Source organism: Psychrobacillus sp. FSL K6-4046 (genome assembly GCF_038624605.1).
Taxonomy (GTDB): domain Bacteria; phylum Bacillota; class Bacilli; order Bacillales_A; family Planococcaceae; genus Psychrobacillus.
This window is the reverse complement of the sequence record NZ_CP152020.1, coordinates 3,860,992-3,885,841: the sequence shown is the minus strand read 5'-3', so window position 1 is coordinate 3,885,841 and position 24,850 is coordinate 3,860,992. Positions and strand designations below refer to the sequence as shown.

At 36.2% G+C, this 24,850-nt stretch carries 26 protein-coding genes; 24 read left to right on the top strand and 2 right to left on the bottom strand.

Features of this window, described 5'->3' with window-relative positions; all coding sequences use genetic code 11:
• Window positions 1-575: 575 nt before the first annotated feature.
• The 11 genes from rpmH (at window position 576) to MKY09_RS19165 (ending at window position 10,465) form a co-directional block, all read left to right on the top strand.
• Window positions 576-710 (top strand): 50S ribosomal protein L34, encoded by a 135-nt coding sequence (rpmH, locus tag MKY09_RS19215; RefSeq protein ID WP_144540295.1) that lies wholly within the window; start codon window positions 576-578, stop codon window positions 708-710.
• Window positions 711-780: 70 nt separating this feature from the next.
• Window positions 781-1,125, top strand: coding sequence for a ribonuclease P protein component (gene rnpA / locus MKY09_RS19210; protein ID WP_169359829.1), 345 nt, complete (start codon window positions 781-783; stop codon window positions 1,123-1,125).
• Between the two features lie 72 nt (window positions 1,126-1,197).
• On the top strand, window positions 1,198-1,974 hold the full coding sequence (gene yidC / locus MKY09_RS19205; RefSeq protein ID WP_169359828.1) for a membrane protein insertase YidC: 777 nt from the start codon (window positions 1,198-1,200) through the stop codon (window positions 1,972-1,974).
• The gene (gene jag, locus MKY09_RS19200; protein WP_342567331.1) at window positions 1,971-2,726 is read left to right on the top strand and encodes an RNA-binding cell elongation regulator Jag/EloR; all 756 of its coding nucleotides are present in this window, start codon (window positions 1,971-1,973) and stop codon (window positions 2,724-2,726) included. The genes yidC and jag overlap by 4 nt, the downstream gene beginning before the upstream one ends.
• A gap of 240 nt (window positions 2,727-2,966) precedes the next feature.
• Complete coding sequence (mnmE, locus tag MKY09_RS19195) at window positions 2,967-4,352, top strand: tRNA uridine-5-carboxymethylaminomethyl(34) synthesis GTPase MnmE (protein WP_342567330.1); 1,386 nt, start codon at window positions 2,967-2,969, stop codon at window positions 4,350-4,352.
• Window positions 4,353-4,374: 22 nt separating this feature from the next.
• Window positions 4,375-6,264: a tRNA uridine-5-carboxymethylaminomethyl(34) synthesis enzyme MnmG gene (mnmG, locus tag MKY09_RS19190; protein WP_169359825.1), complete on the top strand. Its 1,890-nt coding sequence runs from the start codon at window positions 4,375-4,377 to the stop codon at window positions 6,262-6,264.
• 23 nt (window positions 6,265-6,287) lie between these two features.
• On the top strand, window positions 6,288-7,004 hold the full coding sequence (gene rsmG / locus MKY09_RS19185; protein ID WP_169359824.1) for a 16S rRNA (guanine(527)-N(7))-methyltransferase RsmG: 717 nt from the start codon (window positions 6,288-6,290) through the stop codon (window positions 7,002-7,004).
• Between the two features lie 87 nt (window positions 7,005-7,091).
• Complete coding sequence (noc, locus tag MKY09_RS19180; protein WP_169359823.1) at window positions 7,092-7,961, top strand: nucleoid occlusion protein; 870 nt, start codon at window positions 7,092-7,094, stop codon at window positions 7,959-7,961.
• Window positions 7,962-8,107: 146 nt separating this feature from the next.
• On the top strand, window positions 8,108-8,869 hold the full coding sequence (locus MKY09_RS19175) for an AAA family ATPase (RefSeq protein ID WP_169359841.1): 762 nt from the start codon (window positions 8,108-8,110) through the stop codon (window positions 8,867-8,869).
• Complete coding sequence (locus tag MKY09_RS19170) at window positions 8,862-9,704, top strand: ParB/RepB/Spo0J family partition protein (protein WP_169359822.1); 843 nt, start codon at window positions 8,862-8,864, stop codon at window positions 9,702-9,704. Before MKY09_RS19175 ends, MKY09_RS19170 begins: the two co-directional genes overlap by 8 nt.
• Before the next feature lie 62 nt (window positions 9,705-9,766).
• On the top strand, window positions 9,767-10,465 hold the full coding sequence (locus tag MKY09_RS19165) for a DUF554 domain-containing protein (protein ID WP_169359821.1): 699 nt from the start codon (window positions 9,767-9,769) through the stop codon (window positions 10,463-10,465).
• Here the strand turns inward: MKY09_RS19165 and yyaC are convergent.
• Window positions 10,430-11,017 carry a spore protease YyaC gene (gene yyaC / locus MKY09_RS19160; RefSeq protein ID WP_342567329.1) on the bottom strand — a complete coding sequence of 196 codons (588 nt, stop codon included), beginning with the start codon at window positions 11,015-11,017 and terminating at the stop codon, window positions 10,430-10,432. The two genes, MKY09_RS19165 and yyaC, sit on opposite strands and share 36 nt — an antisense overlap.
• A 75-nt stretch (window positions 11,018-11,092) precedes the next feature.
• Between yyaC and MKY09_RS19155 the strand changes: the two genes are divergently transcribed.
• The 3 genes from MKY09_RS19155 (at window position 11,093) to ychF (ending at window position 13,344) form a co-directional block, all read left to right on the top strand.
• Entirely contained in the window at window positions 11,093-11,947 is an 855-nt protein-coding gene (locus MKY09_RS19155; protein WP_251556723.1) for a mechanosensitive ion channel family protein, read from the top strand.
• 10 nt (window positions 11,948-11,957) lie between these two features.
• The gene (locus tag MKY09_RS19150) at window positions 11,958-12,158 is read left to right on the top strand and encodes a DUF951 domain-containing protein (RefSeq protein WP_169359818.1); all 201 of its coding nucleotides are present in this window, start codon (window positions 11,958-11,960) and stop codon (window positions 12,156-12,158) included.
• 85 nt (window positions 12,159-12,243) lie between these two features.
• The gene (gene ychF, locus MKY09_RS19145; RefSeq protein WP_169359817.1) at window positions 12,244-13,344 is read left to right on the top strand and encodes a redox-regulated ATPase YchF; all 1,101 of its coding nucleotides are present in this window, start codon (window positions 12,244-12,246) and stop codon (window positions 13,342-13,344) included.
• Window positions 13,345-13,364: 20 nt separating this feature from the next.
• Here ychF and MKY09_RS19140 read toward each other — a convergent pair whose 3' ends face one another.
• Window positions 13,365-13,922 carry a DUF3267 domain-containing protein gene (locus MKY09_RS19140; RefSeq protein ID WP_240949719.1) on the bottom strand — a complete coding sequence of 186 codons (558 nt, stop codon included), beginning with the start codon at window positions 13,920-13,922 and terminating at the stop codon, window positions 13,365-13,367.
• A 166-nt stretch (window positions 13,923-14,088) separates the two neighbouring features.
• Between MKY09_RS19140 and rpsF the strand changes: the two genes are divergently transcribed.
• The 10 genes from rpsF to yycF all read left to right on the top strand — a co-directional run bounded on the left by rpsF (window position 14,089) and on the right by yycF (window position 24,846).
• Window positions 14,089-14,379, top strand: a complete 291-nt coding sequence (gene rpsF / locus MKY09_RS19135) for a 30S ribosomal protein S6 (RefSeq protein ID WP_169359815.1) — start codon at window positions 14,089-14,091, stop codon at window positions 14,377-14,379.
• A 43-nt stretch (window positions 14,380-14,422) separates the two neighbouring features.
• Window positions 14,423-14,920, top strand: coding sequence for a single-stranded DNA-binding protein (gene ssb, locus MKY09_RS19130; protein ID WP_169359814.1), 498 nt, complete (start codon window positions 14,423-14,425; stop codon window positions 14,918-14,920).
• A 46-nt stretch (window positions 14,921-14,966) separates the two neighbouring features.
• Window positions 14,967-15,203 carry a 30S ribosomal protein S18 gene (gene rpsR / locus MKY09_RS19125; RefSeq protein ID WP_142540806.1) on the top strand — a complete coding sequence of 79 codons (237 nt, stop codon included), beginning with the start codon at window positions 14,967-14,969 and terminating at the stop codon, window positions 15,201-15,203.
• 491 nt (window positions 15,204-15,694) lie between these two features.
• The gene (locus tag MKY09_RS19120) at window positions 15,695-16,636 is read left to right on the top strand and encodes a YybS family protein (protein WP_169359813.1); all 942 of its coding nucleotides are present in this window, start codon (window positions 15,695-15,697) and stop codon (window positions 16,634-16,636) included.
• Window positions 16,637-16,648: 12 nt separating this feature from the next.
• Complete coding sequence (locus MKY09_RS19115; protein ID WP_169359812.1) at window positions 16,649-18,625, top strand: DHH family phosphoesterase; 1,977 nt, start codon at window positions 16,649-16,651, stop codon at window positions 18,623-18,625.
• Complete coding sequence (rplI, locus tag MKY09_RS19110; protein WP_169359811.1) at window positions 18,622-19,071, top strand: 50S ribosomal protein L9; 450 nt, start codon at window positions 18,622-18,624, stop codon at window positions 19,069-19,071. The genes MKY09_RS19115 and rplI overlap by 4 nt, the downstream gene beginning before the upstream one ends.
• A gap of 12 nt (window positions 19,072-19,083) precedes the next feature.
• Window positions 19,084-20,439: a replicative DNA helicase gene (dnaB, locus tag MKY09_RS19105; RefSeq protein ID WP_144540259.1), complete on the top strand. Its 1,356-nt coding sequence runs from the start codon at window positions 19,084-19,086 to the stop codon at window positions 20,437-20,439.
• A 135-nt stretch (window positions 20,440-20,574) separates the two neighbouring features.
• A complete protein-coding gene (locus tag MKY09_RS19100; RefSeq protein ID WP_169359810.1) occupies window positions 20,575-21,861 on the top strand; it encodes an adenylosuccinate synthase in 1,287 nt (428 codons plus the stop codon).
• A 551-nt stretch (window positions 21,862-22,412) separates the two neighbouring features.
• Entirely contained in the window at window positions 22,413-23,888 is a 1,476-nt protein-coding gene (locus MKY09_RS19095; protein WP_342567328.1) for a M23 family metallopeptidase, read from the top strand.
• A 253-nt stretch (window positions 23,889-24,141) separates the two neighbouring features.
• Window positions 24,142-24,846: a response regulator YycF gene (gene yycF, locus MKY09_RS19090; RefSeq protein ID WP_169359808.1), complete on the top strand. Its 705-nt coding sequence runs from the start codon at window positions 24,142-24,144 to the stop codon at window positions 24,844-24,846.
• Window positions 24,847-24,850 lie beyond the last annotated feature (4 nt).

Below are 24,850 nucleotides of genomic sequence, written 5' to 3'. Positions count from 1 at the left end.
TAACATAATCTCCTTTTCTATAAGATTGATAGGAAATCCGTTTCTCCTACCTTTTAGTAATAAGACTGTTTTACAAAAAGAGAATAATCATTCTGCTTTATATTTTATATGTATAAATTATAGTTATATACACAAATCCACGTCCTGTGGATAAACTTTATAAACGTATGGGGAAAATATTATCCACAGATTACTAACAACTGTGGATAATAAAAAATAACATATTTCGTTTGAAAAAGTAAAACACAGATATCGTATCAAAAAAACGTTGCAATTACAAGATACTTTAAGGTTATCCACAATATTAAATTAATTAACAGTTAAGGTTGTCCACAGCAAAGGGATATGTTAAAAACATGTTCATAAGCTATGTGGATATTTTTTTGTCGAAAATTGTTATTCACAGGTAAGTGGGAAAAGATATCTTAGTATGTGGATAAGAGTGGGCAAGAAGAAAACAGAAGCAGCAAGAAATGGACTTAAATAAAGATTGACAAATACAGTGTAGTTTTTATATAATATCGGAGACTGTCTAAGGAACATTTTAAGATGATCACTCAGGAGGTGTCATATAGATGAAACGTACATTCCAACCAAATAGCCGTAAAAGAGCAAAAAATCACGGTTTCCGCGCACGTATGAGTACAAAAAACGGTCGCCGCGTAATAGCAGCCCGTCGTGCTAAAGGAAGAAAAGTATTATCAGCATAATTATAAGTCCACTGACCAATTCAGTGGTCTTTTTTTTCTTTCAAACCGATTAGTTGGAGCAGGTGACTAGATGAATAAGAAACAACGCATAAAAAAGAATGCTGAATTCCAAAAGATCTTTAAAAAAGGGAAATCATTCGCCAACAGACAGTTTGTAGTTTATACAATGGAGAATGAATACGATTATTTTCGAATAGGATTATCTGTAAGTAAGAAAGTTGGCAATGCAGTGGTTCGTAATCGTATTAAAAGATACATCCGTCAATCCTTTTTAGAGTTGAATGATTCAGTGGCAGGAAACAAAGATTATATTATTATCGCCAGAAATTCGGCGGCCAAGCTTGACTTTCATGAGACAAAAAAGAACTTAGAGCATGTTTTGAAGGTAGCTAAAGTTTTAAAGAAGAAAAGCTAGTGAAGTCTTTTGGATGAGATGTTAAGATAAGGATAGATGAAAGATGAATGTATTTTAATAGGGGGAAGAAGGTTGAAGAGAAAATTACCTTTACTATTATTATTAATAGTAATGACAGCTTTACTAGCTGGATGTACGGAATTTAATGAACCAATTTATAATACTTCCGAAGGTTTTTGGAATGAATACATTGTTTGGCCATTAGTTTCCGCTATTACATTTTTCCAAGAGCTATTAGGGACATATGGTCTCGGGATCATTGCAGTAACGATTATAATTCGTTTAGTAATTTTACCGTTAATGATTAAACAAACTAAAAACTCTAAGGCAATGCAAGAAGTACAACCAGAGATGTTAAAGCTAAAAGAAAAATATAGCTCCAAGGATGCTGTAACACAGCAAAAATTCCAACAAGAAATGATGGCTTTATATAAAGATAGAAATATTAATCCAGCAGCTGGATGTCTTCCTATTTTTATTCAGATGCCAATACTAATCGGTTTCTATCATGCAATTAGTCGTATGAATAATACACCAGAGATCAATCTAGGCGATTTCTTAGGTTTTGCATTGGCAGAGCCAAGTATTATCCTAGCTGTCTTAGCCGGAATCATGCAATTAATCGTATTGAGAACTGGCCCAGCAATGGACAACCCTCAAATGAAAATCATGATGTATATCATGCCATTCATGATCATGGGATTTGGTATTGTATTACCTGCTGCATTAACATTGTATTGGGTAATCGGAAATATTATATCTATCATTCAAAACTTATTCATTTATAAACCTTGGAAAAGAGAAAAACAAGTACCTGTTAAGGCAAAAACGGGAGGGGCCAAAAAATGAAGCAGATTACACAGACTGCACCTACAAAAGAGGAAGCTATAAACGTTGCACTTAAAAAACTTGAAGTATCGAGAGAAGATGTGTCAATTACCGTAGTGGAAGAAGGGAAAAAAGGCTTTTTTGGATTTTTATCTAAGCCTGCAGTTGTTGAAGTAACTGTTTTAAAAAAGGAAAACCCAGTCGATCAGGTCTTGGAAGAAAAAATAGTAGAGGAAGTAATCGAACAGCCGGTTTTAGATAATACCTCTACATTAGAAGAAGTAAAAGAAACTATAGAAGTCACTGAAGCACCAAATAATGATCAAGCGATAGCTGAAACAAAACAGTATCTTGAAACAATCGCTAAGGAATTGGAGATTGACGATTTAGTAATTGATGAAACAAGAGAGGGTAAGTACATTTATCTTCATTTAAACAGTGAAAAGGCTGCCTTATTAATAGGAAAAAGAGGCCAAACATTAAATGCACTGGAAAACCTATCTCAATTAGTTGCAAACAAATTCTCAAATTCCTTTATCCTTATTAGGTTGGACGTTGGTAACTACCGTGAAAGAAGACAAGAAGCATTAGAACAGTTAGCAGAACGAATGGCTGACAAAGCAGTGCGTACTGGTCAACCTATAGAATTAGAACCGATGTCTTCTTCTGAGAGAAAGATTATTCATAATGCTTTATCCCTAAGAGTAGACATTGAAACTTATTCAGTCGGTAATGAACCAAATAGATATTTAGTGATTGAATCAATAAAATAAGTAAAACGGATTTTAGCTTGAAAATAAGCTGGAATCCGTTTTCTTCTGTTATTAATCCGCTTAAGAAGATTTCCGAAGATGAGCGCTAAGCCATCAGTAGGATTCTTTTTTTGTTCACATAATAAAAAGTATCTATACTTCTGATTTAGGACAAAATATGTTATTGTTATATGTTAGATAGTCATGTTCTTTTTAGTTATTCACATGTGGATAACTGAAGGTGCAAGGAGGTGTACACTTTTGGAATTTGATACAATAGCTGCAATTTCCACTCCATTAGGAGAAGGAGCCATTGCCATTGTAAGACTTAGTGGAGCAGAGGCAATTTCAATTGCCAATAAAGTTTTTCAGTCTCCAAATGGAAAGAATCTTAGTGAACAATCTTCTCATACTATTCATTATGGACATCTCGTGGATCCAAAGACGAATGATGTAGTAGAGGAAGTTATGTTATCTCTTATGAAGGGTCCAAAAACTTTTACGAGAGAAGACGTAGTAGAGATAAATTGTCATGGAGGACTAGTCACAGTAAATAGAGTTCTTCAGTTAATACTTATAAATGGTGCACGGCTTGCAGAACCTGGTGAGTTTACAAAACGTGCTTTTTTAAATGGAAGAATAGACTTGTCGCAGGCTGAAGCGGTAATGGATTTAATAAGAGCCAAAACGGATAAAGCAATGAATGTAGCTTTAGGTCAAATGGATGGACGTTTATCACGTCTCATCAAAACCTTAAGGCAAGCACTCCTTGAAACTTTAGCTCAGGTAGAGGTAAATATTGATTATCCAGAGTATGATGACGTTGAAGAGATGACGTTACCTATGATGATTGAAAAAGGGACTTGGGTAAAAGAAGAAATTGAAAAGCTTTTAATTACTTCATCTCAAGGTAAAATTCTTCGCGAAGGGCTCTCGACAGCAATTGTCGGAAGACCAAATGTAGGGAAATCATCACTTTTAAATAGCTTAATTCAAGAAAACAAAGCAATTGTTACGGAGATAGCAGGAACTACGAGGGATATTATAGAAGAATATGTAAATGTACGTGGTGTCCCTTTAAAATTAGTAGACACTGCTGGAATCCGTGAAACTGAAGATATAGTCGAACGCATTGGAGTAGAGAAATCACGCCAAGTTCTAAAAGAGGCAGATTTAATTTTACTTGTGTTGAATAATTCAGAAGAGCTAGCTGAAGAAGATAGAAGGTTATTCGAGACTATTAAAGGAATGGATTATATCGTTATCGTTAACAAAACGGACCTTCCAACCAAGTTAGATTACGATGAGGTACAACGTCTTGCTACTGATAAGCGAATTGTTTCTACTTCCTTATTAAAAGAAGAGGGAATTGACGAGCTAGAAGACTCTATAGCGTCCTTGTTCTTTGAAGGAAACATTGAAGTGTCAGACATTACCTATGTTTCTAATGCCCGTCATATCGCTTTATTAAATCTTGCTAAATCTACAATTACTGATGCCATTGAAGCAGCACATAATCACGTGCCAGTCGATATGATTCAAATAGATGTTACTAGAACGTGGGAAATATTAGGAGAAATAATTGGCGATACAGTCGAAGAAAGCCTGATTGACCAGTTATTTGCTCAATTCTGTTTAGGAAAATAAAAAACGAGAGGAAGTTACGAACATGCCAAACTTTGAAGCAGGCAAGTTCGATGTGATTGTTGTAGGAGCAGGGCATGCGGGTGTTGAAGCCGCATTAGCCTCTGCTAAAATGGGTGCTAAAACGCTTGTTTTAACAATCAATCTAGATATGATTGCATTTATGCCATGTAATCCGTCCATCGGAGGCCCTGCAAAAGGAATCGTAGTGCGTGAAATTGACGCCTTAGGTGGAGCCATGGGTAAAGTTATAGATAAAACTCACATTCAAATGAGAATGTTGAATACAGGAAAAGGACCAGCAGTACGTGCACTTCGAGCACAAGCGGACAAGGTTCTATACCAAAATGAAATGAAACGTCTTATAGAGGAACAAGCAAACCTTACAGTTCATCAAGCAGTAGTAGAAGAACTATTAGTTGAAGATGATAAAATTGTTGGCTTAGTAACCCAAGTAGGGGCAGTTTATCGAGCAGAAACAGTAGTTATTACTACAGGTACATTTTTACGTGGTGAGATTATTATAGGAGACCTTAAATATTCTAGTGGTCCCAATAACCAACAACCATCCATTAAGCTAGCTGATAGTATCCGTAATTTAGGATTCGACCTAGTTAGATTTAAGACAGGTACTCCACCTCGTGTAAACAGTAAAACGGTAGACTATAGTAAAACAGAAATTCAGCCAGGCGACGATGTTCCTCGAGCATTTAGTTTCGAAACAACAGAATTTATTATGGATCAATTACCTTGCTGGTTAACATATACAAGTTCTGAAACACACCAAATTATCAATGATAATTTACATTTATCGCCAATGTATTCTGGTATGATAAAAGGAACGGGTCCAAGATACTGTCCGTCTATTGAAGATAAAATTGTTAGATTTAATGATAAGCCACGTCATCAAATCTTCTTAGAGCCAGAGGGTCGTAACACAAGAGAAGTTTATGTACAGGGGTTATCAACTAGTCTTCCAGAGCACGTACAACGTAAACTGTTAGCTTCTATCCCAGGATTAGAAAATGCTGAAATGATGCGAGCAGGCTATGCGATTGAATATGATGCAATGGTTCCAACACAGCTATGGCCTACGCTAGAAACAAAAAAAGTTAAAAACTTATATACAGCTGGACAAATTAATGGAACTTCTGGTTATGAAGAAGCTGCAGCTCAAGGGCTAATGGCAGGAATTAACGCAGCTCTTAGAGTATTAAATAAAGAAGAAAAAGTGTTGAGCCGATCAGATGCGTATATTGGTGTCTTAATTGATGATTTAGTTACAAAAGGAACTAACGAGCCATATCGTTTGCTTACTTCCAGAGCTGAATATCGTTTACTGCTTCGTCATGATAATGCTGATTTAAGATTGTTAGAAATTGGATATAATATTGGCTTAGTGCCAGAAGAACGGTATAATAAGTTTTTAGAGAAAAAGAAAAGAATAGAAGACGAGCTTCGTCGCTTACGCTCCATTATTATCAAACCGAATGAGGAAACTCAAGAGGTTGTTCGTAATGCAGGCGGTAGCGAGTTAAAAGATGGAATTCGTGCTTCAGATCTTCTTAAAAGAACAGAAATGAACTACGACTTAGTAGCCCAACTAGTTCCAGGAGAAGTTCAGTTAAGTGAAGAAGAAAAAGAACAAATTGAGATTCAAGTTAAGTATGAAGGCTATATAGATAAATCTCTACAACAAGTTGATAAGTTGAAAAAAATGGAAAACAAAAAGATCCCTGATCAAATTGATTACAATGCAATCTCCGGACTTGCAACAGAAGCAAAACAAAAACTAATGCAAGTAAGACCATTATCTATTGCACAAGCATCTCGTATTTCAGGAGTAAACCCAGCAGATATTTCTATCCTTCTAATATATATTGAACAAGGTAAGATAGCTAAAATCACTGGTTAGTCTAAGACAATGAGGAGAACAAAATGAACGAAGAACAATTTAAAAATGCCCTCTATGAAAAAGGAATTGAACTAACAGATTTCCAATTAGAGCAATTCAGAAAATATTATGAGTTACTTGTGGAATGGAACGAGAAAATGAATTTAACAGCCATTACAGATGAACCATCTGTTTACTTAAAACATTTCTTAGATTCTATCAGTGCTTCTTTCTATGAGGATTTTAATGGTTCCCTCTCTGTTTGTGATGTAGGAGCAGGGGCAGGGTTTCCAAGTATTCCATTAAAAATTTGTTTTCCAAACCTTAATGTAACAATCGTTGATTCTTTAAATAAAAGAATTCAATTTTTGACTCATTTAAGCAAGGAGCTAAATTTAAAAAATGTTAATTTTGTTCATGCGCGTGCTGAGGAATTTGGACAAAATAAAGAATATAGAGAACAGTTTGATCTTGTTACTGCACGAGCAGTAGCAAGACTCTCTGTACTGTCAGAGCTATGTATTCCACTTGTGAAAGTCGGTGGGAAGTTTATAGCTATGAAAGCAGCAAGTGCACTAGATGAATTAAAAGATGCACAAAAAGCTATTGAGGTATTAGGCTCTGAAAAAAGTGCGGAGTATTCTTTTCTATTACCGATAGAAAATAGTGAGAGAACGTTATATGTCTTTTCTAAAATTAAAAGCACACCGAAAAGATACCCTCGAAAGCCAGGTATACCAAACAAAACACCTATTATTTAATGAGGAACGTTCCACGTGAAACATTATTATATTATTTTCTGTGTCGTGAACATAAGTAAAGAGTATCTAAAAGGTGGTGCTAGTTAGATGAAAAGTCCTTTCTCACGATTTTTCGGAGGTTCTGATAAGCAAGGACAAGATCCAGTCGTTGAGGCTACTCAGACTAATAATGAAGAAGTAGTACAGGTAGCCATAGAAAAAATAGTTCCTAATAGGTACCAGCCTAGGACCGTTTTTGATGATGCAAAAATAGAAGAACTTGCTAGAACTATTCATACACACGGTGTAATTCAACCTATCGTCATTCGTAAAATGGATGACGATAAGTATGAAATAATAGCGGGGGAACGTCGCTTCAGGGCGATGACAAAGCTTAAGTGGAAAGAAGTACCTGCTATAGTTCGTAATTTAAGTGATAAGGAAACAGCATCGATTGCATTGATAGAAAATCTTCAACGAGAAGAGCTGACTGCCATTGAAGAGGCAGTAGCATATCAAAAATTACTTAAGCTGCATGAGCTAACTCAGGAAGCGCTCGCTCAAAGATTAGGTAAGGGCCAATCGACTGTAGCTAATAAGTTACGTTTGCTGAAACTACCAGAAGAAATTCAACAAGCAATTATGGATAAGAGATTGTCGGAACGTCATGCAAGATCTCTTATGCAAATAAAGGATGAAGATATACAAATCAAGCTTATGGTTGAATCCATTGATAATCATTGGAATGTAAAGCAGCTCGAAGAAAAAGTTAATGATATAGTAAATCCTCCTGTTAAAGAGGAAAAAGCTCCAAAGCCTAAAAGAAAAGCGATTAGTAAAGATGTACGAATTGCTTTAAATACGATCAAGCAATCTCTTAGTATGGTTACTAAAAGCGGAATTAATTTAAAAACCGAAGAAGAAGACACCGAAGATTTTTATCAAATTACAGTAAGAATACCTAAAAAGAAATCATAAATAGATATTATAATATATAAAATATATGAAACTCTCACTATTTTGTGAGAGTTTTTCTTTTGTAACAATAATAACATTCATTTTTCTGTAAAATTTGATAGAATGGAAGAGAGTGGTTTTTTATTTTGATGAAAGTAGGTGCAAGAGTGGGAAGAATTATTGCAATAGCCAACCAAAAAGGTGGTGTAGGTAAAACTACTACATCCGTTAACTTAAGTGCCTGTCTTGCATACTTAGGAAAGAAGGTTTTACTGGTAGATATTGATCCCCAGGGAAATGCTTCTAGTGGCGTTGGTGTCAACAAAGGCGATGTGAATCAATGTATTTATGATGTGTTAATAGATGATGTTAGTGTAAAAGAGACAATTTTAGAAACGAAAGTGGAAAATTTACATATAGTTCCTGCAACCATTTCTTTAGCAGGTGCAGAAATTGAACTAGTATCTACCATTTCAAGAGAGGTACGACTTAAAAAAGCTTTGCAGGAAGTGCAAGCTGATTATGAGTATATTATTATAGATTGTCCTCCTTCACTTGGTCTCTTAACCATCAATTCTCTTACTGCTGCTGATGCTATTATAATCCCAGTTCAATGTGAATTTTATGCTTTGGAAGGGTTAAGCCAGTTACTGAGTACGATTCGATTGGTGCAAAAACATTTAAACAAAACGTTAGCAATTGACGGCGTGTTATTAACAATGTTTGATGCCAGAACAAATCTTGGCATTCAGGTAATTGAAGAAGTTAAAAAATATTTCCAAGACAAAGTATATAAATCTATTATTCCAAGGAATGTTCGTTTAAGTGAAGCACCTAGTCACGGAGAGCCTATAATTATTTATGATCCAAAATCTCGAGGAGCGGAAGTATATTTAGAACTTGCGAAGGAAGTGATTCGTCATGGCTAAAGGACTTGGAAAGGGGATTAATGCTCTTTTTCCTGGAGAAGATACAATGCCAGAAGAAAAAGTAGAACAGATTAGTATTGTTGATATTAAGCCTAATCCTTATCAACCAAGGAAAATATTTGACGATGAGGCATTACAAGAGTTATCGGAATCTATAAAAGAGCACGGAGTACTACAACCTATCATCGTTCGAAAAAAAGGTTCTAAGTTTGAAATTGTTGTAGGAGAGCGTAGATTTAGAGCTTCTAAAAAGGCTCATTTAGATGCAATTCCTGCTGTAGTACGCGAGTTAAATGATCAACAAATGATGGAACTTGCTATCTTAGAAAATCTACAACGAGAAGATTTAACACCCATTGAAGAAGCAGAGGCTTACCAAAATCTGATGGAGACTCTTGGCCTTACCCAAGAACAATTAGCGTTCAGACTGGGGAAAAGTAGACCTCATATAGCAAACCATCTTCGCTTACTTACACTCCCTGATGTTGTTAGAAATGCTGTCTCTGAAGGGAAATTATCCATGGGGCATGGGAAGGCATTATTAGGTTTAAAGAAGAAAAAATCTATCCCTCTCATTATGCAAAAAACAATTAAAGAAAATCTAAATGTAAGGCAGTTAGAAGCCTTAGTTCAACGTTTAAATGAAAATGTTCCACGTGAAACAAAAAAAATAGATAAAGATATTTTTACTTTAGAAAAAGAATCGGAATTAAGAGAACTTTTTGGGACAGCTGTAAAAATAACTAAAAACAATGAAAAAGAAAAAGGAAAAATCGAGATAGAGTTTTACTCGAAGGATGACTTGGAAAGAATTTTAAAATTATTAGAGGATTAGACGTGACCTATTTCTAGGACAACCTAGAGATAGGTTATATTTTTAGGAGAAGAGGATAGGATATGGTGTTATTTGGTACATTGGTCAATGCAATACTGATCATAGCAGGGACATTAATCGGACGACTTTTAAAGGACATCCCTGAAAATATGAAACAAACGGTAATGTATGCTATAGGAATAGTAGTAATGGTAATGGGTATACAAATGGGATTAGAAAGTAGTAATTTTGTTATTATCATTATCTGCATCGTGCTTGGTGCGGTAGTAGGTGAGTGGATAGATATAGACAAATGGATTAACAGGTTAGGGCAGTCTATTGAAAAAAAGTTTGGTTCAAAAAAACAAACAGATAGTATTGCCCAAGGTTTTGTTACAAGCACACTGATATTTGTAATAGGCGCAATGGGTATTTTAGGAGCTTTAAATAGCGGTCTTCAAAATGATCATGAATTGTTAATCAGTAAGGGAATCATCGACGGCTTTACTGCTATTATTCTCTCCGCAACATTAGGAATAGGTGTTGTTTTTTCAGCTTTTCCGGTTGCAATTTACCAAGGAACAATAGCATTGCTTGCTACACAAATTACAAGATTGGTACCAGAAGCTGCACTTGATTTGTTTCTTCAGGAAATGACAGCCGCTGGAGGAATTATGATTATTGGTATTGGAATGAATTTAATAGGATTAACTAAAATTAGAGTAGCAAATCTATTACCATCTTTATTATTTGTAGGTATTGTAGTGGCTTTTATTTTTTAAGTTATATCTATGCCATGCAAGAAGTAGAGATCGAGAAATGACCTTTCCCATTTCAAAAGTAAGATTTAATCGAGTACTTTGCAATACATTATATTCCATATAGCCACCGATATTAACAATTGCTTTGATTGAAATTTCACCAATAGGTGGTAAATCTTTTTTAACAGCTTTTCCAGGAAAAAGAGGACCTGGATGAATAATAATTTCTCCAATGTTATTAGCATTCCCTAAGCAGGCATCAATGGCCACAACAAATGGTTTTACAGAAGAACTGTAGAGCGTATTAGTAGTCTCCTCTAAATTCAACGCATGGAGTGGGCTGTCCAATGTTCCAACGATTTCAAAAGGAAAAGAGTTAAGCTGTGTTAAAAATGACCCAGTCATTGGACCTAAGGCATCTCCAGTTGAACGGTCTGTCCCTATGCAACAAAAAACAAGGTTTTGATGATCAAAAGGTATATACTCTAAAAAGTGGTTGCTTAATCGCCAAATAACTCCTGTTTCTTTATAATAGATAGTGGAAGCTTGAGGCGCAGCATTAATTTTATTCATATATAAACTCGCTTTCTTTTTTAAAGTTAGTATATGCATGGTAGAAAATATTTATTCAGTGAGGGTGGGGATGCAATGAATGCAACATATAAAGAGTTGGAAGCATACATATTAAATGAAGTAGATTGGATAGAATTAGGAAAATCGTTTATTGAAATTATCTTTCTTTTTCTTTTGGCAGCTACTGTTATAAAAATAGGTAAGTCAATTATTCGCCGAGTTTTCGCAGTTAGATTAAAGGGCCCGTTGAGATATTCGGAAAGAAGACATAATACGCTCATAAAGCTATTAGAAAATATTTTAACCTATGCAGTTTACTTCACATTGATAGTAGCAGTTTTATCAAAATTCGGATTTGATGTTGGAGGTTTAATCGCTGGTGCTGGAGTTATAGGCTTAGCGATAGGGTTTGGTGCTCAGAGTCTAGTTAAAGATGTTATTACAGGTTTCTTTATCGTATTTGAAGACCAGTTTGCAGTTGGAGATGAGGTCCAAATTGGAACATTTAGAGGAATAGTAGAAGAAATAGGACTGCGTACAACGAAGGTGCGAAGTTATGTAGGGGAAATGTATATTATACCTAACGGGACAATATCTAATGTCGTTAACTATTCTGTGTTCAACACCATTGTTACTATTGATATTAAAGTATCATATGAGTCGGACATAGACGCAGTAGAGAATATGTTAAAGGGATTTTTAGAAAATCTGAATTATAAATATGAAGAGCTTGTAAAAGTACCGGAAATTTTAGGGGTACAAGAGATATCCTCAGATGATTTGGTGCTTAGAATTGGAGTAGAGACGATCCCTATGATGCAGGATGACATTGCTAGAAGAATTAGAAGAGATCTTAAAGAATTTTTAGAGCAATCTGGGGTGGATATTCCGTATCCAATCGTCGTACGTAATGCGAAAACTAATGAGTAGGTGAGAGTAAATGGAAAGAAAAAAATTTCAGCTAAATGATATTGTAGAGATGAAGAAGCAACATCCTTGTGGAACAAATCGTTGGAAAATAATACGCATAGGGGCAGATATACGGATTAAATGTGAAGGTTGTCAGCATAGTGTCATGATTCCACGTATAGAATTCGAGAAGAAAATGAAAAAAGTGCTTGTACAAGCTGAGACAGAGTAAAGATAGACTTTTACTGTCAAAATCAATATAATAGACAGGTTAAAGGGAATACGTTAAGTAAGAAAATTGAAGGGTTGTGACATATATGGCATTAACAGCAGGAATTGTTGGGTTACCAAATGTAGGTAAATCCACATTATTTAATGCAATAACAAAAGCAGGGGCTTTAGCTGCAAACTATCCATTTGCAACAATAGATCCTAACGTAGGGATTGTTGAAGTACCGGATGCTCGTTTAGATAAACTGACAGAATTAGTAGTACCAAAGAAAACAGTGCCAACTGCATTTGAGTTTACTGATATTGCTGGAATAGTAGCAGGAGCAAGTAAAGGCGAAGGCCTAGGCAATAAGTTTCTTGCTCATATTCGTGAGGTAGATGCAATTTGTCAGGTTGTACGATGCTTCCAGGATGACAATATAACGCATGTAGCTGGAAAGGTAGATCCAATTTCTGATATAGAAGTTATTAATTTGGAGTTAATTTTAGCTGATTTAGAAAGCGTAGATAAACGTTTAGCAAGAGTTGCTAAGATGGCTAAACAAAAAGATAAAGAAGCAATGGTAGAAGAGCCTATATTGACTCGTTTAAAAGAAGCATTTGAAGAAGGTAAGTCTGGTCGCTCTGTAGATTTTACAGAAGAAGAGCTTCGTGTTGTTAAAGGCCTTCACTTGTTAACCATCAAGCCAATGCTTTATGTAGCAAATGTATCTGAGGATGACATTATGGAATCAGAAGATAATGAGTACGTTCAAAAAGTGCGTGCATTTGCTGCAGAGGAAGGTGCGCAGGTCATAGTTGTATGTGCCAAAATCGAAGAAGAGATGGCTGCTCTAGAGGACGATGAAAAGCAAATGTTCTTAGAGGAGCTAGGTATTCAAGAATCTGGTTTAGATCAGCTTATTAAAGCATCATATTCCTTACTTGGACTAGCTACTTACTTTACAGCTGGAGTGCAAGAAGTTCGTGCTTGGACATTCCGTAAGGGTATGAAGGCTCCTCAATGTGCGGGTGTCATTCACTCCGACTTTGAAAAAGGATTTATCCGTGCTGAGACAGTTGCTTACGACGATTTAGTTTCAGCAGGTTCAATGTCTGCTGCGAAAGAAGCAGGTAAGGTACGTTTAGAGGGTAAAGAATATATTGTACAAGACGGGGACGTTATGTTGTTCCGTTTCAACGTTTAATATCAAAAGACCGGTTTGCATTATGCAGACCGGTCTTTTTTAATTACATATAATATTGGAAGGGTAGGATCATCTTTTATTAAACTATCGTTAGGAATTTTCCTTAACTCTTTATACATAGCAAAGTCTCCAGCTGCACCAGCAATAAGCCAGGCACCTAGTAAGACTAATATGGGAGATTCGATCATGTAACCTATAATAACAGGTAATATTCCCGTCATCCAAAATGGGAGCAGTAATGCCTTTTTCATCGATCGATTGGAAATGGGAAGGGAGGTAGTTGCATAAGCAACCCCTAATTTAAGATTCACACCATAGTCCATTTTGTTCCACGGGACCTTACCGAACAACCAAAAGCCAAGCAGATGGAATGCTTCATGTAAGACTATTAAAAGTATAAAACCAAGGAATGTTAATAAAAGACCTAAAAGAGTAATGTTTATTTCATATTCTCTATAAATAAAACCATATAAAACTAGACCTAATATAGAAAATAGAATAGTCATCCATAGGCTATGCCAAGCTACCTTCTTTATATCAATTTCGATAGTAGAAAGAATCGACTCGTTTTTTTCCAACCTCATTCCCCCTTTACACGATTATAGACAAATATTTGAAATAAGACAATCAATCCTTGATATAAGTAAAAGTGTATGATACAATAAATCGATGTGAGTAATAGCATTACTTGCTCCTTGTCGGCTGACCACAGTTCGACCAAAGACCATAGGGAGGTGTAAATAGATGAGAAAGTACGAATTAATGTACATTATCCAACCAGCAATCGAAGAAGATGCGAAAAAAGCTCTAGTTGAGCGTTTCAACGAAATCTTAACTTCAAATGGTGCTGAGATCATCGAAGCTAAAGAGTGGGGTAAACGCCGCTTAGCGTACGAAATCAATGACTTACGTGAAGGTTTCTACCAAATCGTTAAAGTAAACGCTGATTCTCAAGCAATCGATGAATACATTCGTTTAGCTAACATCAATGAAGACATTATCCGTCACATTGCTGTTCGTATGGACGATAAATAATAACAATCGACGATGAATGCTGAACGAGGGAGGTTATTAACTGATGATTAACCGTGTCGTATTAGTTGGAAGACTAACAAAAGATCCGGAACTTCGATATACACCGAGTGGAGTAGCAATGGCTAGATTTACACTTGCTGTAAATCGTACATTCTCTAATCAACAAGGTGAAAGAGAAGCTGATTTTATCAACTGTGTCGTTTGGAGAAAACAAGCAGAAAACACAGCCAATTTCTTGAAAAAAGGAAGTTTAGCAGGTGTAGAAGGCAGAATTCAAACGGGTAGTTATGAAGGACAAGATGGTAAGCGTGTATATACGACGGATGTTGTCGCAGACAGCGTTCAGTTCTTAGAACCACGTGGAGGCTCTGGTGAACGTAGCCAAGGTGGACAATCATATGGTGGCGGACAACAGAATTCTAATCCAACATATCAGCAAAACCAACCAATGAATCAGCAAAACTATACGCGTGTAGATGAAGATCCATTTGGAAATAGTAGCGGTCCGATAGAAGTATCGGATGACGACTTACCATTCTAAAATTTTCTCGCACGTTTTACTTTAATCGAAAAGGAGGCAACCTATTATGGCACCACGTCGCGGAGGCAAAAGACGCCGTAAAGTTTGTTACTTCACTGCTAACAACATCACACACATCGATTATAAAGATGTAGATTTGTTGAAAAAATTCGTGTCAGAACGTGGGAAAATTCTTCCACGTCGTGTGACAGGAACTAGCGCGAAGTACCAACGCAAGTTAACACGAGCTATCAAAGTATCTCGTATTATGGCTTTACTACCATTCTCTTCTGAAGAGAGATAAGTATATATGAAAGACCGGGAAACCGGTCTTTTTTTTGTTGTCTTTATTATGTAGAGAACGGTAATAACTTAACTTTTATAGTATGTGTAGCTCATTAGCGGGTCATATTCCTATGGTTCAAATAGGATCAACAGAACTTAGACGTACTACATTCTACCTGAAAGAATCAGCTAGACCATAATAGCTATTACAAGATCTCGTTAGCATAATATTGGTTTTTCGATTAACTCGTTGGAAGTGGACATTAGTGAAAGAAATTTCATTGTATCTGTGCATAGCAAAGCATATCAAAATCTTTATTTTTATTGCTTGGTCGTATACTAAATAAAAAGGAATTATGAGGTTGACTCGAATAATATAAACTATACAAGAATCATTTACTAAAACCTTCCATAGTACATTTCACCTAATCAGTGTGGTAACATGTAATTTTAGTTGTATAGCAAAATCTGTTACAATGGATAGATGATTATAAAAAAGGAAGGTCGATCATGCAAAAGAATCAGTCAAGCTATTTAACGTTTGGATCTTTAATGATTGCACTATTTGCTATTTTGATAGCAATGTCCGTGTATGTTCCAATTCTAACAATTATCACGTCCCTAATAGCGCCTTTACCTTTAGCTTGGTATAGTGCCAAGTTTGAAAGAAAAGAGTCTTTACTTGTTACAGTTGTAGCAGTTATTATTACTTTTATTATTGGAGGTATAGTAGGTGTTACACTTGGTTTAATAGTAGGTCCAGTTGGTTTTCTAATAGGAGATTCTTTACGAAGAAAGCAGACAAAGCTATATATGCTAATGGCCACAGGAATATTTGTACTACTCATGACAGCTGCTCAGTATATAGTTTCTATTTTAGTATTAAATATTAACCTAATAGAGCAATTTTTAGAGGGCATTAAAATATCCTATGAACAAGTCGGTAATTTACTGGAATCAGCTAATCAAAAACCAGAAACCTATGATGAGATGGTTAGGCAGTTTTTAATTGTCCTAGAAGCTTTAACGCCAACTTACTTTATTTTTCTTATGTTTATAACGGCATTTATCTATATTGCTGTGAACTTACCTATTTTAAAGAAATTAAAAGTACCAGTTCCAAAATTTCCTAAATACATGTATTTTAAATTACCTAAAGCGGTGTTGTGGTATTATTTAGTTGTAGCTATTATATCCTTAGTTACAACATTTGAGGTAGGTACCTTTAGCTATATGCTTATCATAAATGCTACATTCATTTTAAGGGCATTATTATTCTTACAAGGTGTATCCCTGATTCAATATTATTTTCATATTCAGGGTTGGCCAAAATGGAGTGCTATTTTAGCTACCTTCTTAGCAATTCCGCTCTATACGTTTACTATTATCCTAGGTGTGTTAGATTTAGGATTTAATTTGCGAGCATATTTAAAAGACAGATACAAGAAATAAGGAGCTGATTCAGTGGCGTCTTTTTTTAGAAAACGACCAATACGATATCCACTAATATTATTTATGTTCTTAGGTGGAGTGGCATCCTATTTGCTTCTATCTGACAACCTGTTAGTTGGATTATTATTTGCGCTATTAGTTATTGGCGTATTCATATATGCATGGATTATCGAGCAACGTGTTTATGAAGAAACAGAAAGGCATATAGAGACGCTTTCCTACAGGATGAAGAAGGTAGGGGAAGAAGCCTTGCTTGAAATGCCTATTGGGATTATTCTCATCAACGATCAGCATGTTGTGGAATGGGCCAATCCGTATATGACACAGCAGCTACCCTTTGACACAATTATAGGGGAAGAGTTGCTTTCCATATCCTCTGATTTTCAGCAGCTACTAAAGCAAGAGGATTCTAAGGAAATGGTGATCTCTTTAGACGATCATAACTATAAGGTGTTTTATAAAGCAGAGGAAAAACTTCTATACTTCTTTGATATTACGGAGCAAATAGAAATGGAATCCCTCTATTATGGCGATCGTACGGTTATCGGTGTATTATTCATCGATAACTATGATGAGATATCACAGGGAATGGATGACCAAACCAGAGGACAGTTAAACAGCCTGGTAACCTCGTGTGTAAATAATTGGGGTGCCAAGTATGGTATATACGTTAAAAGAATATCCTCTGATCGTTTTTTAGCTGTATTTAATGAATCCATATTAATGGAACTAGAGAAAAGTAAGTTCTCCATTTTAGATGATATTAGAGAAACCACCTCTAAATTTGGTTTTTCTTTAACTTTAAGTGTAGGAGTAGGGGCAGGTTCTACTTCTCTAGTAGAATTAGGAGCACTTGCACAATCCAGCTTAGATTTAGTTTTAGGACGTGGTGGAGATCAAGTAGCCATCAAACATCCTAATGGAAAGGTAAAATTCTATGGAGGCAAAACAAATCCCGTAGAAAAGCGGACGCGCGTGAGAGCCAGAGTTATCTCCCATGCATTGAAGGACCTCATACAGGATAGTGACCAAGTAATCGTGATGGGACATAAGTTCCCCGATATGGATGCCATCGGTGCAGCAGTTGGTGTAAGGAAAATGGCAGAAATGAACAAGATAAATGGTTATGTTGTCATTGATTTCAATGAGCTAGACAAGAGTGTCCTTCGCTTAATGGAGGAAATTAAGGAAAAACCAGAGCTATATAATCGATTCATTAGTGCTGAAGAAGCGATCAACAAAATGACAGAGAAAACACTACTAGTAATAGTGGATACACACAAACCAAGTATGGTTATAGATGAAAAGGTATTACAAAAAGCAGAGAAAGTAGTAGTCATTGACCATCATCGTCGCGGAGAAGAGTTTATCACTAATACGATGCTTGTATACATGGAGCCATATGCTTCCTCCACATCAGAATTAGTAACAGAGCTTATAGAGTACCAGCCGAAAAACGAGAAAATTAACATGCTAGAGGCGACTTCCATGCTAGCAGGTATAATAGTCGATACGAAGAGTTTTACGCTCCGTACAGGGGCTAGAACGTTCGAGGCAGCCTCTTATTTAAGAACGCATGGAGCAGACACCATATTAGTACAACGCCTCCTAAAAGAAGACTTAGATACGTATATTGAACGCTCAAAAATTGTGCAAAATGTTCACTTTTTAAAGGATGGGATCGCAATAGCTTACGGTGATGAGAATACGATTTATAGTCAAGTATTACTCGCCCAAACAGCAGATATTTTGCTCGCTATGAATAATGTTTCTGCTTCCTTTGTAGTAGGTAGAAGAAGTGATTCTTCCGTAGCAATAAGCGCTAGGTCGCTAGGAGAAGTAAATGTTCAAGTAATCATGGAAAAATTAGATGGTGGAGGCCATTTAACAAATGCAGCCTCTCAGATAGCAGGTATCACTGTTCCAGAAGCTATCAATCGATTAAATGAAGCTATATTAGAAACAATTGAAGGAGGAAATGAAGAATGAAAGTAGTATTTTTAAAAGATGTTAAAGGTAAAGGCAAAAAAGGTGAAATTAAGAATGTAGCAGATGGTTATGCACATAACTATTTACTTAAAAATAAACTTGCAGTAGAAGCAAATTCTGCTGCTATCAGTGCTCTAGAAGGACAAAAGAAGAAATCAGAAAAAGAAGCTGCTGAAGAACTAGCAGAAGCAAAAAAATTAAAAGAAACTTTAGAGCAACTAACTGTTGAACTAAAAGCAAAATCTGGGAATGATGGTCGACTATTTGGATCAGTGACAACGAAACAAATTGCCGCACAACTAGAGAAAACTAACGGAATTAAAATAGATAAACGTAAAATGGAACTAGATGATGCAATTCGTGCTCTAGGATACACAAATGTACCAGTAAAACTACATCAAGAGGTAGTAGCTACTTTGAAGGTACATGTATCTGAAGAAGCGTAAGGAGAGAATTCTATGAGCGATCCATTATTGGACCGTGTACCGCCGCATAATCAAGAAGCAGAGCAATCTGTTCTTGGAGCCATATTTTTAGAACCACAAGCATTAATAACAGCCGCAGAGATTGTCATGCCAGAGGATTTTTATCGGGTAGCTCATCAAAAAATATTTCAGACCATGCTTCGTCTGAGTGATCAGGGAAAAGCAATTGATGTTGTAACAGTCACAGAAGAACTTTCTTCTAAGAAGGAATTAGAAGATGTCGGCGGTATCTCCTATATTAGTGAAATAGCAAATGCCGTGCCTACCGCAGCTAACATCGGACATTACGCTAAAATAGTAGAGGAAAAATCTATACTCCGTCGTCTTATTCGCGTGGCTACGACAATAGTAGAGGATGGCTTTACTCGCGAAGATGAGGTAGAAGCTCTCCTTTCCGAAGCAGAAAGAAAAATGATGGAAGTTGCCAATCGTAAAAATGCAGGTGACTTCAAACACATTAAAGATGTGTTAGTAGAGACGTATGACAATATTGAGAAGCTACACACAAGAAAAGGTGACGTTACCGGTATTCCTACTGGTTTCCGTGATTTAGATCGTATAACAGCAGGATTTCAGCGTAATGACCTTATTATTGTGGCTGCCCGTCCTTCGGTAGGTAAAACAGCCTTCGCTTTGAACGTAGCACAAAACGTAGCAACTAAAACAGATGAAAACGTCGCTATCTTTAGTCTAGAGATGGGTGCAGAACAGTTGGTTATGCGTATGCTCTGCGCAGAGGGCAATATTGACGCACAAGTGTTAAGAACAGGTGCGCTGACTACAGAAGACTGGCGCAAGCTGACGATGGCTATGGGTAGCTTATCAAATGCAGGAATCTATATAGATGATACACCGGGTATCCGGGTAAATGAAATAAGAGCAAAATGTAGACGATTAAAGCAGGAGTCAGGCTTAGGCATGATTCTAATTGATTACTTACAGTTGATTCAAGGGAGCGGTGGAAGTCAGGCAAACCGTCAACAAGAGGTATCTGAGATTTCTCGTTCATTAAAGGGGCTAGCCCGTGAATTGAAAGTTCCTGTTATTGCTCTATCGCAGCTTTCCCGTGGTGTTGAGCAACGTCAAGATAAGAGACCAATGATGTCTGATTTACGTGAGTCTGGTTCTATTGAGCAAGATGCCGATATTGTTTCCTTCCTGTATCGAGAAGATTACTACGATAAGGAAACAGAAAATCAGAACATGATTGAGATTATTATTGCTAAGCAACGTAACGGCCCGACTGGCACAGTTACTCTAGCATTTGTGAAAGAATTTAATAAATTTGTGAATATTGATTGGAGTCAACATCAAGCTCCTCCAGCATAAAAACACGAACGAATTGATTATTTAAACATCAATTCGTTCGTGTTTTTTACTTAAGTTGGTTGACTATGGTAAAAATGATTGGTACAATTACACTGATTTTTAATCAGGACGAAATGTCTGACGGAGGTGTTGGCAATGCCATCAGTAGTTGTAGTAGGGACCCAATGGGGAGACGAAGGAAAAGGTAAAATTACTGACTTTTTATCAGAACACTCAGAAGTAATTGCACGTTACCAAGGTGGTAATAATGCAGGACATACAATTATTTTCGGAGGAGAGACCTATAAGCTACATCTCATTCCTTCCGGTATTTTCTATAAGGACAAGATTTCAGTTATTGGAAATGGCATGGTGGTTGACCCCAGAGCATTAGTAAAAGAACTTAAAGGGCTGCATGATCGCGGTGTAACGACTGAAAACTTACGTATTTCTAATCGTGCCCACGTCATTCTTCCATATCATATAAAGCAAGATGAAGTAGAAGAAGCTCGCCGAGGAGCAAGAAAAATTGGAACGACAGGTAAAGGAATTGGTCCTGCCTATATGGACAAGGCTGCTCGTGTAGGTATACGTGTTGCAGATCTTTTAGATTATGAAGTGTTTAAAGAAAAATTAGAGCATAACCTAGAAGAAAAAAATCGTATGTTTGAGAAGTTTTATGAAACAGAAGGATTTACAGTAGAAGAAATTTTAGAAGAATTCTACAGTTACGGCCAAGAAATTGAACAGTATGTAACAGACACCTCAAAAGTACTTAATGATGCATTAGATGAGGGCAGACGCGTACTTTTTGAAGGAGCTCAAGGAGTAATGTTGGATATTGACCAAGGAACGTATCCTTTTGTCACTTCTTCTAACCCGGTAGCTGGCGGAGTAACGATTGGAGCAGGAGTAGGTCCAACAAAAATATCGCATGTGGTAGGAGTATGTAAAGCATACACTTCACGTGTAGGAGATGGGCCATTTCCTACTGAACTCTTTGATGAAGTAGGGAATCAAATCAGGGAAGTAGGAAAAGAGTATGGGACTACAACAGGTAGACCACGTCGTATAGGATGGTTTGATACAGTGGTAATTCGCCATGCGCAAAGAGTAAGTGGATTAACGGATTTAACAGTGAATTCAATTGATGTTTTAACTGGATTAAAAACAGTTAAAATTTGTACAGCATACGAATATAAAGGAGAACTTATCACAGAATATCCAGCAAACCTGCGTATGCTTGCCGAATGTAAGCCAGTATATGAGGAGTTACCAGGTTGGAGTGAAGATATCACTCAATGTAAATCTCTCGATGAATTACCAGACACTGCAAGACATTATTTAGAACGCATATCTCAATTAACAGGAGTTCCTATCTCTATTTTCTCTGTAGGACCAGATCGTACACAAACAAACGTTATTTCAAGCGTTTGGAGATAATTATAAGTGAAATGAAAGCCGCCAATGAAAACTTGGCGGCTTTTTATGTGAAATAATTTTAAGAATTTTCACCGACAAACAAAGATTTATCCCAGTGATTTGCCTTCTATTCATCTGAACATAAGACCTATTCTCTCTGTAGGAAACCAGGTCTAAGTAATATATATAAACTGTCTAACAATATAATTGGAAAAGTGGCCAATAGCTAGAAATGGATTTACAAGATATTCATGTCTATCCATTTGATTCTCTTCATATACAAAGCTATAGGTGTCTGAAATTTATCGAATTATTACAAATATAACAGAGGCACCAATAGTAATATGTATAAATAAGAATTTACTGGAGGAAATTCTTAAAAACATAGGATTAAAACCTATAAAAATGATTAAATATAACAACTAAAATGTAAAAATAGAAAATAATGGATTTAAAAATACATTTTCTTTACAAGATAGACTATTCCTACACTTCACTATTTCAAATATGTTAAATTAAGATAGTGTAAAATTTGCACTAGCAACTTAAATAGGTTTGGAAGGAGCTTTATCATGCTTTGGAATAGTAAGAATGAGGAACAAGAGGATCAAAACTTCACTGTTCTTTCAAACAGAAAATCAAATGTAGTGAAAAAAGCTACTATAATGGTATTACTTATGTCATCTCTAACTTTTAATATGGCATTTGCTAATGAAGAGGATAATAAAGCTTTAAAAGAAATTTATCATATATATGCAGAAGGTCAGTATGTTGGGGCTATTTCCGATAAAACGGAAATGGAAAAGCTTTTTGATAAAAAAGTGCAAGAGAGTAGCTCCCAATATGACGGTCTTCAACTACAAGCAGGCAATAACCTAAAGGTTATTACTGAACAAGTTTATACTCCCTCAACAAACGATGAAACAACATTGCAAAAGCTTAACGATTTAATAGAAGTGGAAGCAACCGCGTTTGCCTTATCTGTCAATGACGAGATGGCGGTCTACGTCAAAGACATTGCAACATACCATGAAGTTATAAAAAAATTAAAACTTCAGTTTATCACAGAAGAAGAGCTAGCCACATTGGAAGCTAGAAAAAGTGTTACAGATAGCTTACCCGAATTACAAACTGGCGAAACTAGAATTGTAGATTTAATTTTAAAACAAGAAGTTTCAGGGGTTACGGTAGATGTGACACCCGAAAAGGTTGTATCTGCTGATGAAGCAGTTAAGCTTCTTTTAGAAGGAACTTTAGAGCAAGAAACCTATAAAGTTTCAGCTGGTGACGTACTTGGTAATATTGCAAGTAAATTTAATTTAACCTCAGCGGAATTATTAATGATCAATCCAGGACTTACAGATACAAGTGTCTTACAGATAAATCAAGAGCTTAATGTCACTGTACTTAAACCACTTATAAATATGGAAGTAGTTTATGAGAAAAAGGTAGAGGAAACTGTACCTCATACTAAACAAGTAATAGAAACAGATGAGATGTTCAAAGGTGATACAAAAGTGAAGCAAGAAGGTGCCGATGGAAAACGAGTGGCGACTTATTTGATTCGTCAAGAGAATGGTGTAGAAATTGGCCAATCACTTTCAAATGAAACGATTTTAGAGCAACCTAAGGAACATGTTGTATTAAAGGGAACAAAAGTGATTCCATCTCGTGGTTCTGGAGTGTTTGCATGGCCAGCAGAAGGTGGCTACATTTCTAGTAAAATGGGTTACCGTTGGGGACGTAAGCATGAAGGTATTGATATTGCTCGACCAAGTGGATTTAATATTAAAGCTGCAGATAATGGAGTAGTTGAAGCTGCTGGTTGGGATGGTACATACGGTAACCGTGTAATCGTTAATCATAAAAATGGGTATAAAACGACGTATGCTCATCTCTCCTCAGTTAGTGTAAGTGTGGGAGATGTAGTGCCACAAGGCTCAAAACTAGGCGTTATGGGGAATACAGGACGCTCCACAGGAACTCACTTGCATTTTGAAGTGAAGAAGGACGGAGTTACGATTGACCCCTTATCTGTGTTAAAATAAATATAAGTTAGAGACAGTCGCTAGCCGGCTGTCTTTTTATGTATTGTGAAATATTGAATTAGGAAAGAATTAAATTTCCTGGGAAATATTTCGACAAAGCTCGACCTAAAACTTTCAATTTCTACCCTCATTTTTTCTCACTTCTTTAATGATGCAAGGAGAGTAAAAGAATGATAGAGTAATGATATATTAATTGTTTAAAGTAATGTATTTGATTAAAATATAGCAGAAAAGGGCGAAAGGGGTTTAACAAGTGAGTAAAAAAATACTAGTAGTGGATGATGAAAAGCCGATTGCTGACATACTACAATTTAATTTGAAAAAAGAGGGCTATCAGGTTTTCTGTGCATATGATGGCGACGATGCATTAAAAAAAGTAGACGAGATTCAGCCAGATCTCATGCTGTTAGACATAATGTTACCCAACAGAGATGGAATGGAAGTTTGTAGAGAAATTCGTAAACGCTTTAGCTTTCCTATCATAATGCTAACTGCTAAAGACTCAGAGATAGATAAGGTCTTAGGGTTAGAGCTAGGTGCAGATGATTATGTAACAAAGCCATTTAGTACAAGAGAGTTAATAGCTCGAGTTAAAGCTAACATGAGAAGACACCAAACCATTCAAGAAGATAATGAAGTAGTTACTAATGACATTACTATTGGTCCACTAACTATCCAACCGGATGCTTATTTGGTATTAAAAAGAGATGAAACAATTGAATTGACTCACCGTGAGTTTGAACTCTTACATTATCTTTCTAAACATATTGGACAAGTAATGACAAGGGAACATCTATTACAAACAGTTTGGGGTTATGATTATTTTGGTGATGTCCGTACTGTAGATGTTACAATCAGACGTTTACGTGAGAAAATTGAAGATAATCCTAGTCATCCAAACTGGATTGTAACTAGACGAGGCGTTGGTTACTATTTAAGAAGTCCTGAGCAGGAGTAATTCG

What these genes read in the sequence shown, in the direction of transcription:
- rpmH (WP_144540295.1), top strand. Translation starts at nt 576, where the DNA reads ATGAAACGTACATTCCAACCAAATAGCCGTAAAAGAGCAAAAAATCAC.
- rnpA (WP_169359829.1), top strand. Translation starts at nt 781, where the DNA reads ATGAATAAGAAACAACGCATAAAAAAGAATGCTGAATTCCAAAAGATC.
- jag (WP_342567331.1), top strand. Translation starts at nt 1,971, where the DNA reads ATGAAGCAGATTACACAGACTGCACCTACAAAAGAGGAAGCTATAAAC.
- mnmG (WP_169359825.1), top strand. Translation starts at nt 4,375, where the DNA reads ATGCCAAACTTTGAAGCAGGCAAGTTCGATGTGATTGTTGTAGGAGCA.
- rsmG (WP_169359824.1), top strand. Translation starts at nt 6,288, where the DNA reads ATGAACGAAGAACAATTTAAAAATGCCCTCTATGAAAAAGGAATTGAA.
- noc (WP_169359823.1), top strand. Translation starts at nt 7,092, where the DNA reads ATGAAAAGTCCTTTCTCACGATTTTTCGGAGGTTCTGATAAGCAAGGA.
- MKY09_RS19170 (WP_169359822.1), top strand. Translation starts at nt 8,862, where the DNA reads ATGGCTAAAGGACTTGGAAAGGGGATTAATGCTCTTTTTCCTGGAGAA.
- MKY09_RS19165 (WP_169359821.1), top strand. Translation starts at nt 9,767, where the DNA reads ATGGTGTTATTTGGTACATTGGTCAATGCAATACTGATCATAGCAGGG.
- yyaC (WP_342567329.1), bottom strand. Translation starts at nt 11,017, where the DNA reads ATGAATAAAATTAATGCTGCGCCTCAAGCTTCCACTATCTATTATAAA.
- MKY09_RS19155 (WP_251556723.1), top strand. Translation starts at nt 11,093, where the DNA reads ATGAATGCAACATATAAAGAGTTGGAAGCATACATATTAAATGAAGTA.
- MKY09_RS19150 (WP_169359818.1), top strand. Translation starts at nt 11,958, where the DNA reads ATGGAAAGAAAAAAATTTCAGCTAAATGATATTGTAGAGATGAAGAAG.
- ychF (WP_169359817.1), top strand. Translation starts at nt 12,244, where the DNA reads ATGGCATTAACAGCAGGAATTGTTGGGTTACCAAATGTAGGTAAATCC.
- rpsF (WP_169359815.1), top strand. Translation starts at nt 14,089, where the DNA reads ATGAGAAAGTACGAATTAATGTACATTATCCAACCAGCAATCGAAGAA.
- ssb (WP_169359814.1), top strand. Translation starts at nt 14,423, where the DNA reads ATGATTAACCGTGTCGTATTAGTTGGAAGACTAACAAAAGATCCGGAA.
- rpsR (WP_142540806.1), top strand. Translation starts at nt 14,967, where the DNA reads ATGGCACCACGTCGCGGAGGCAAAAGACGCCGTAAAGTTTGTTACTTC.
- MKY09_RS19120 (WP_169359813.1), top strand. Translation starts at nt 15,695, where the DNA reads ATGCAAAAGAATCAGTCAAGCTATTTAACGTTTGGATCTTTAATGATT.
- rplI (WP_169359811.1), top strand. Translation starts at nt 18,622, where the DNA reads ATGAAAGTAGTATTTTTAAAAGATGTTAAAGGTAAAGGCAAAAAAGGT.
- dnaB (WP_144540259.1), top strand. Translation starts at nt 19,084, where the DNA reads ATGAGCGATCCATTATTGGACCGTGTACCGCCGCATAATCAAGAAGCA.
- MKY09_RS19100 (WP_169359810.1), top strand. Translation starts at nt 20,575, where the DNA reads ATGCCATCAGTAGTTGTAGTAGGGACCCAATGGGGAGACGAAGGAAAA.
- MKY09_RS19095 (WP_342567328.1), top strand. Translation starts at nt 22,413, where the DNA reads ATGCTTTGGAATAGTAAGAATGAGGAACAAGAGGATCAAAACTTCACT.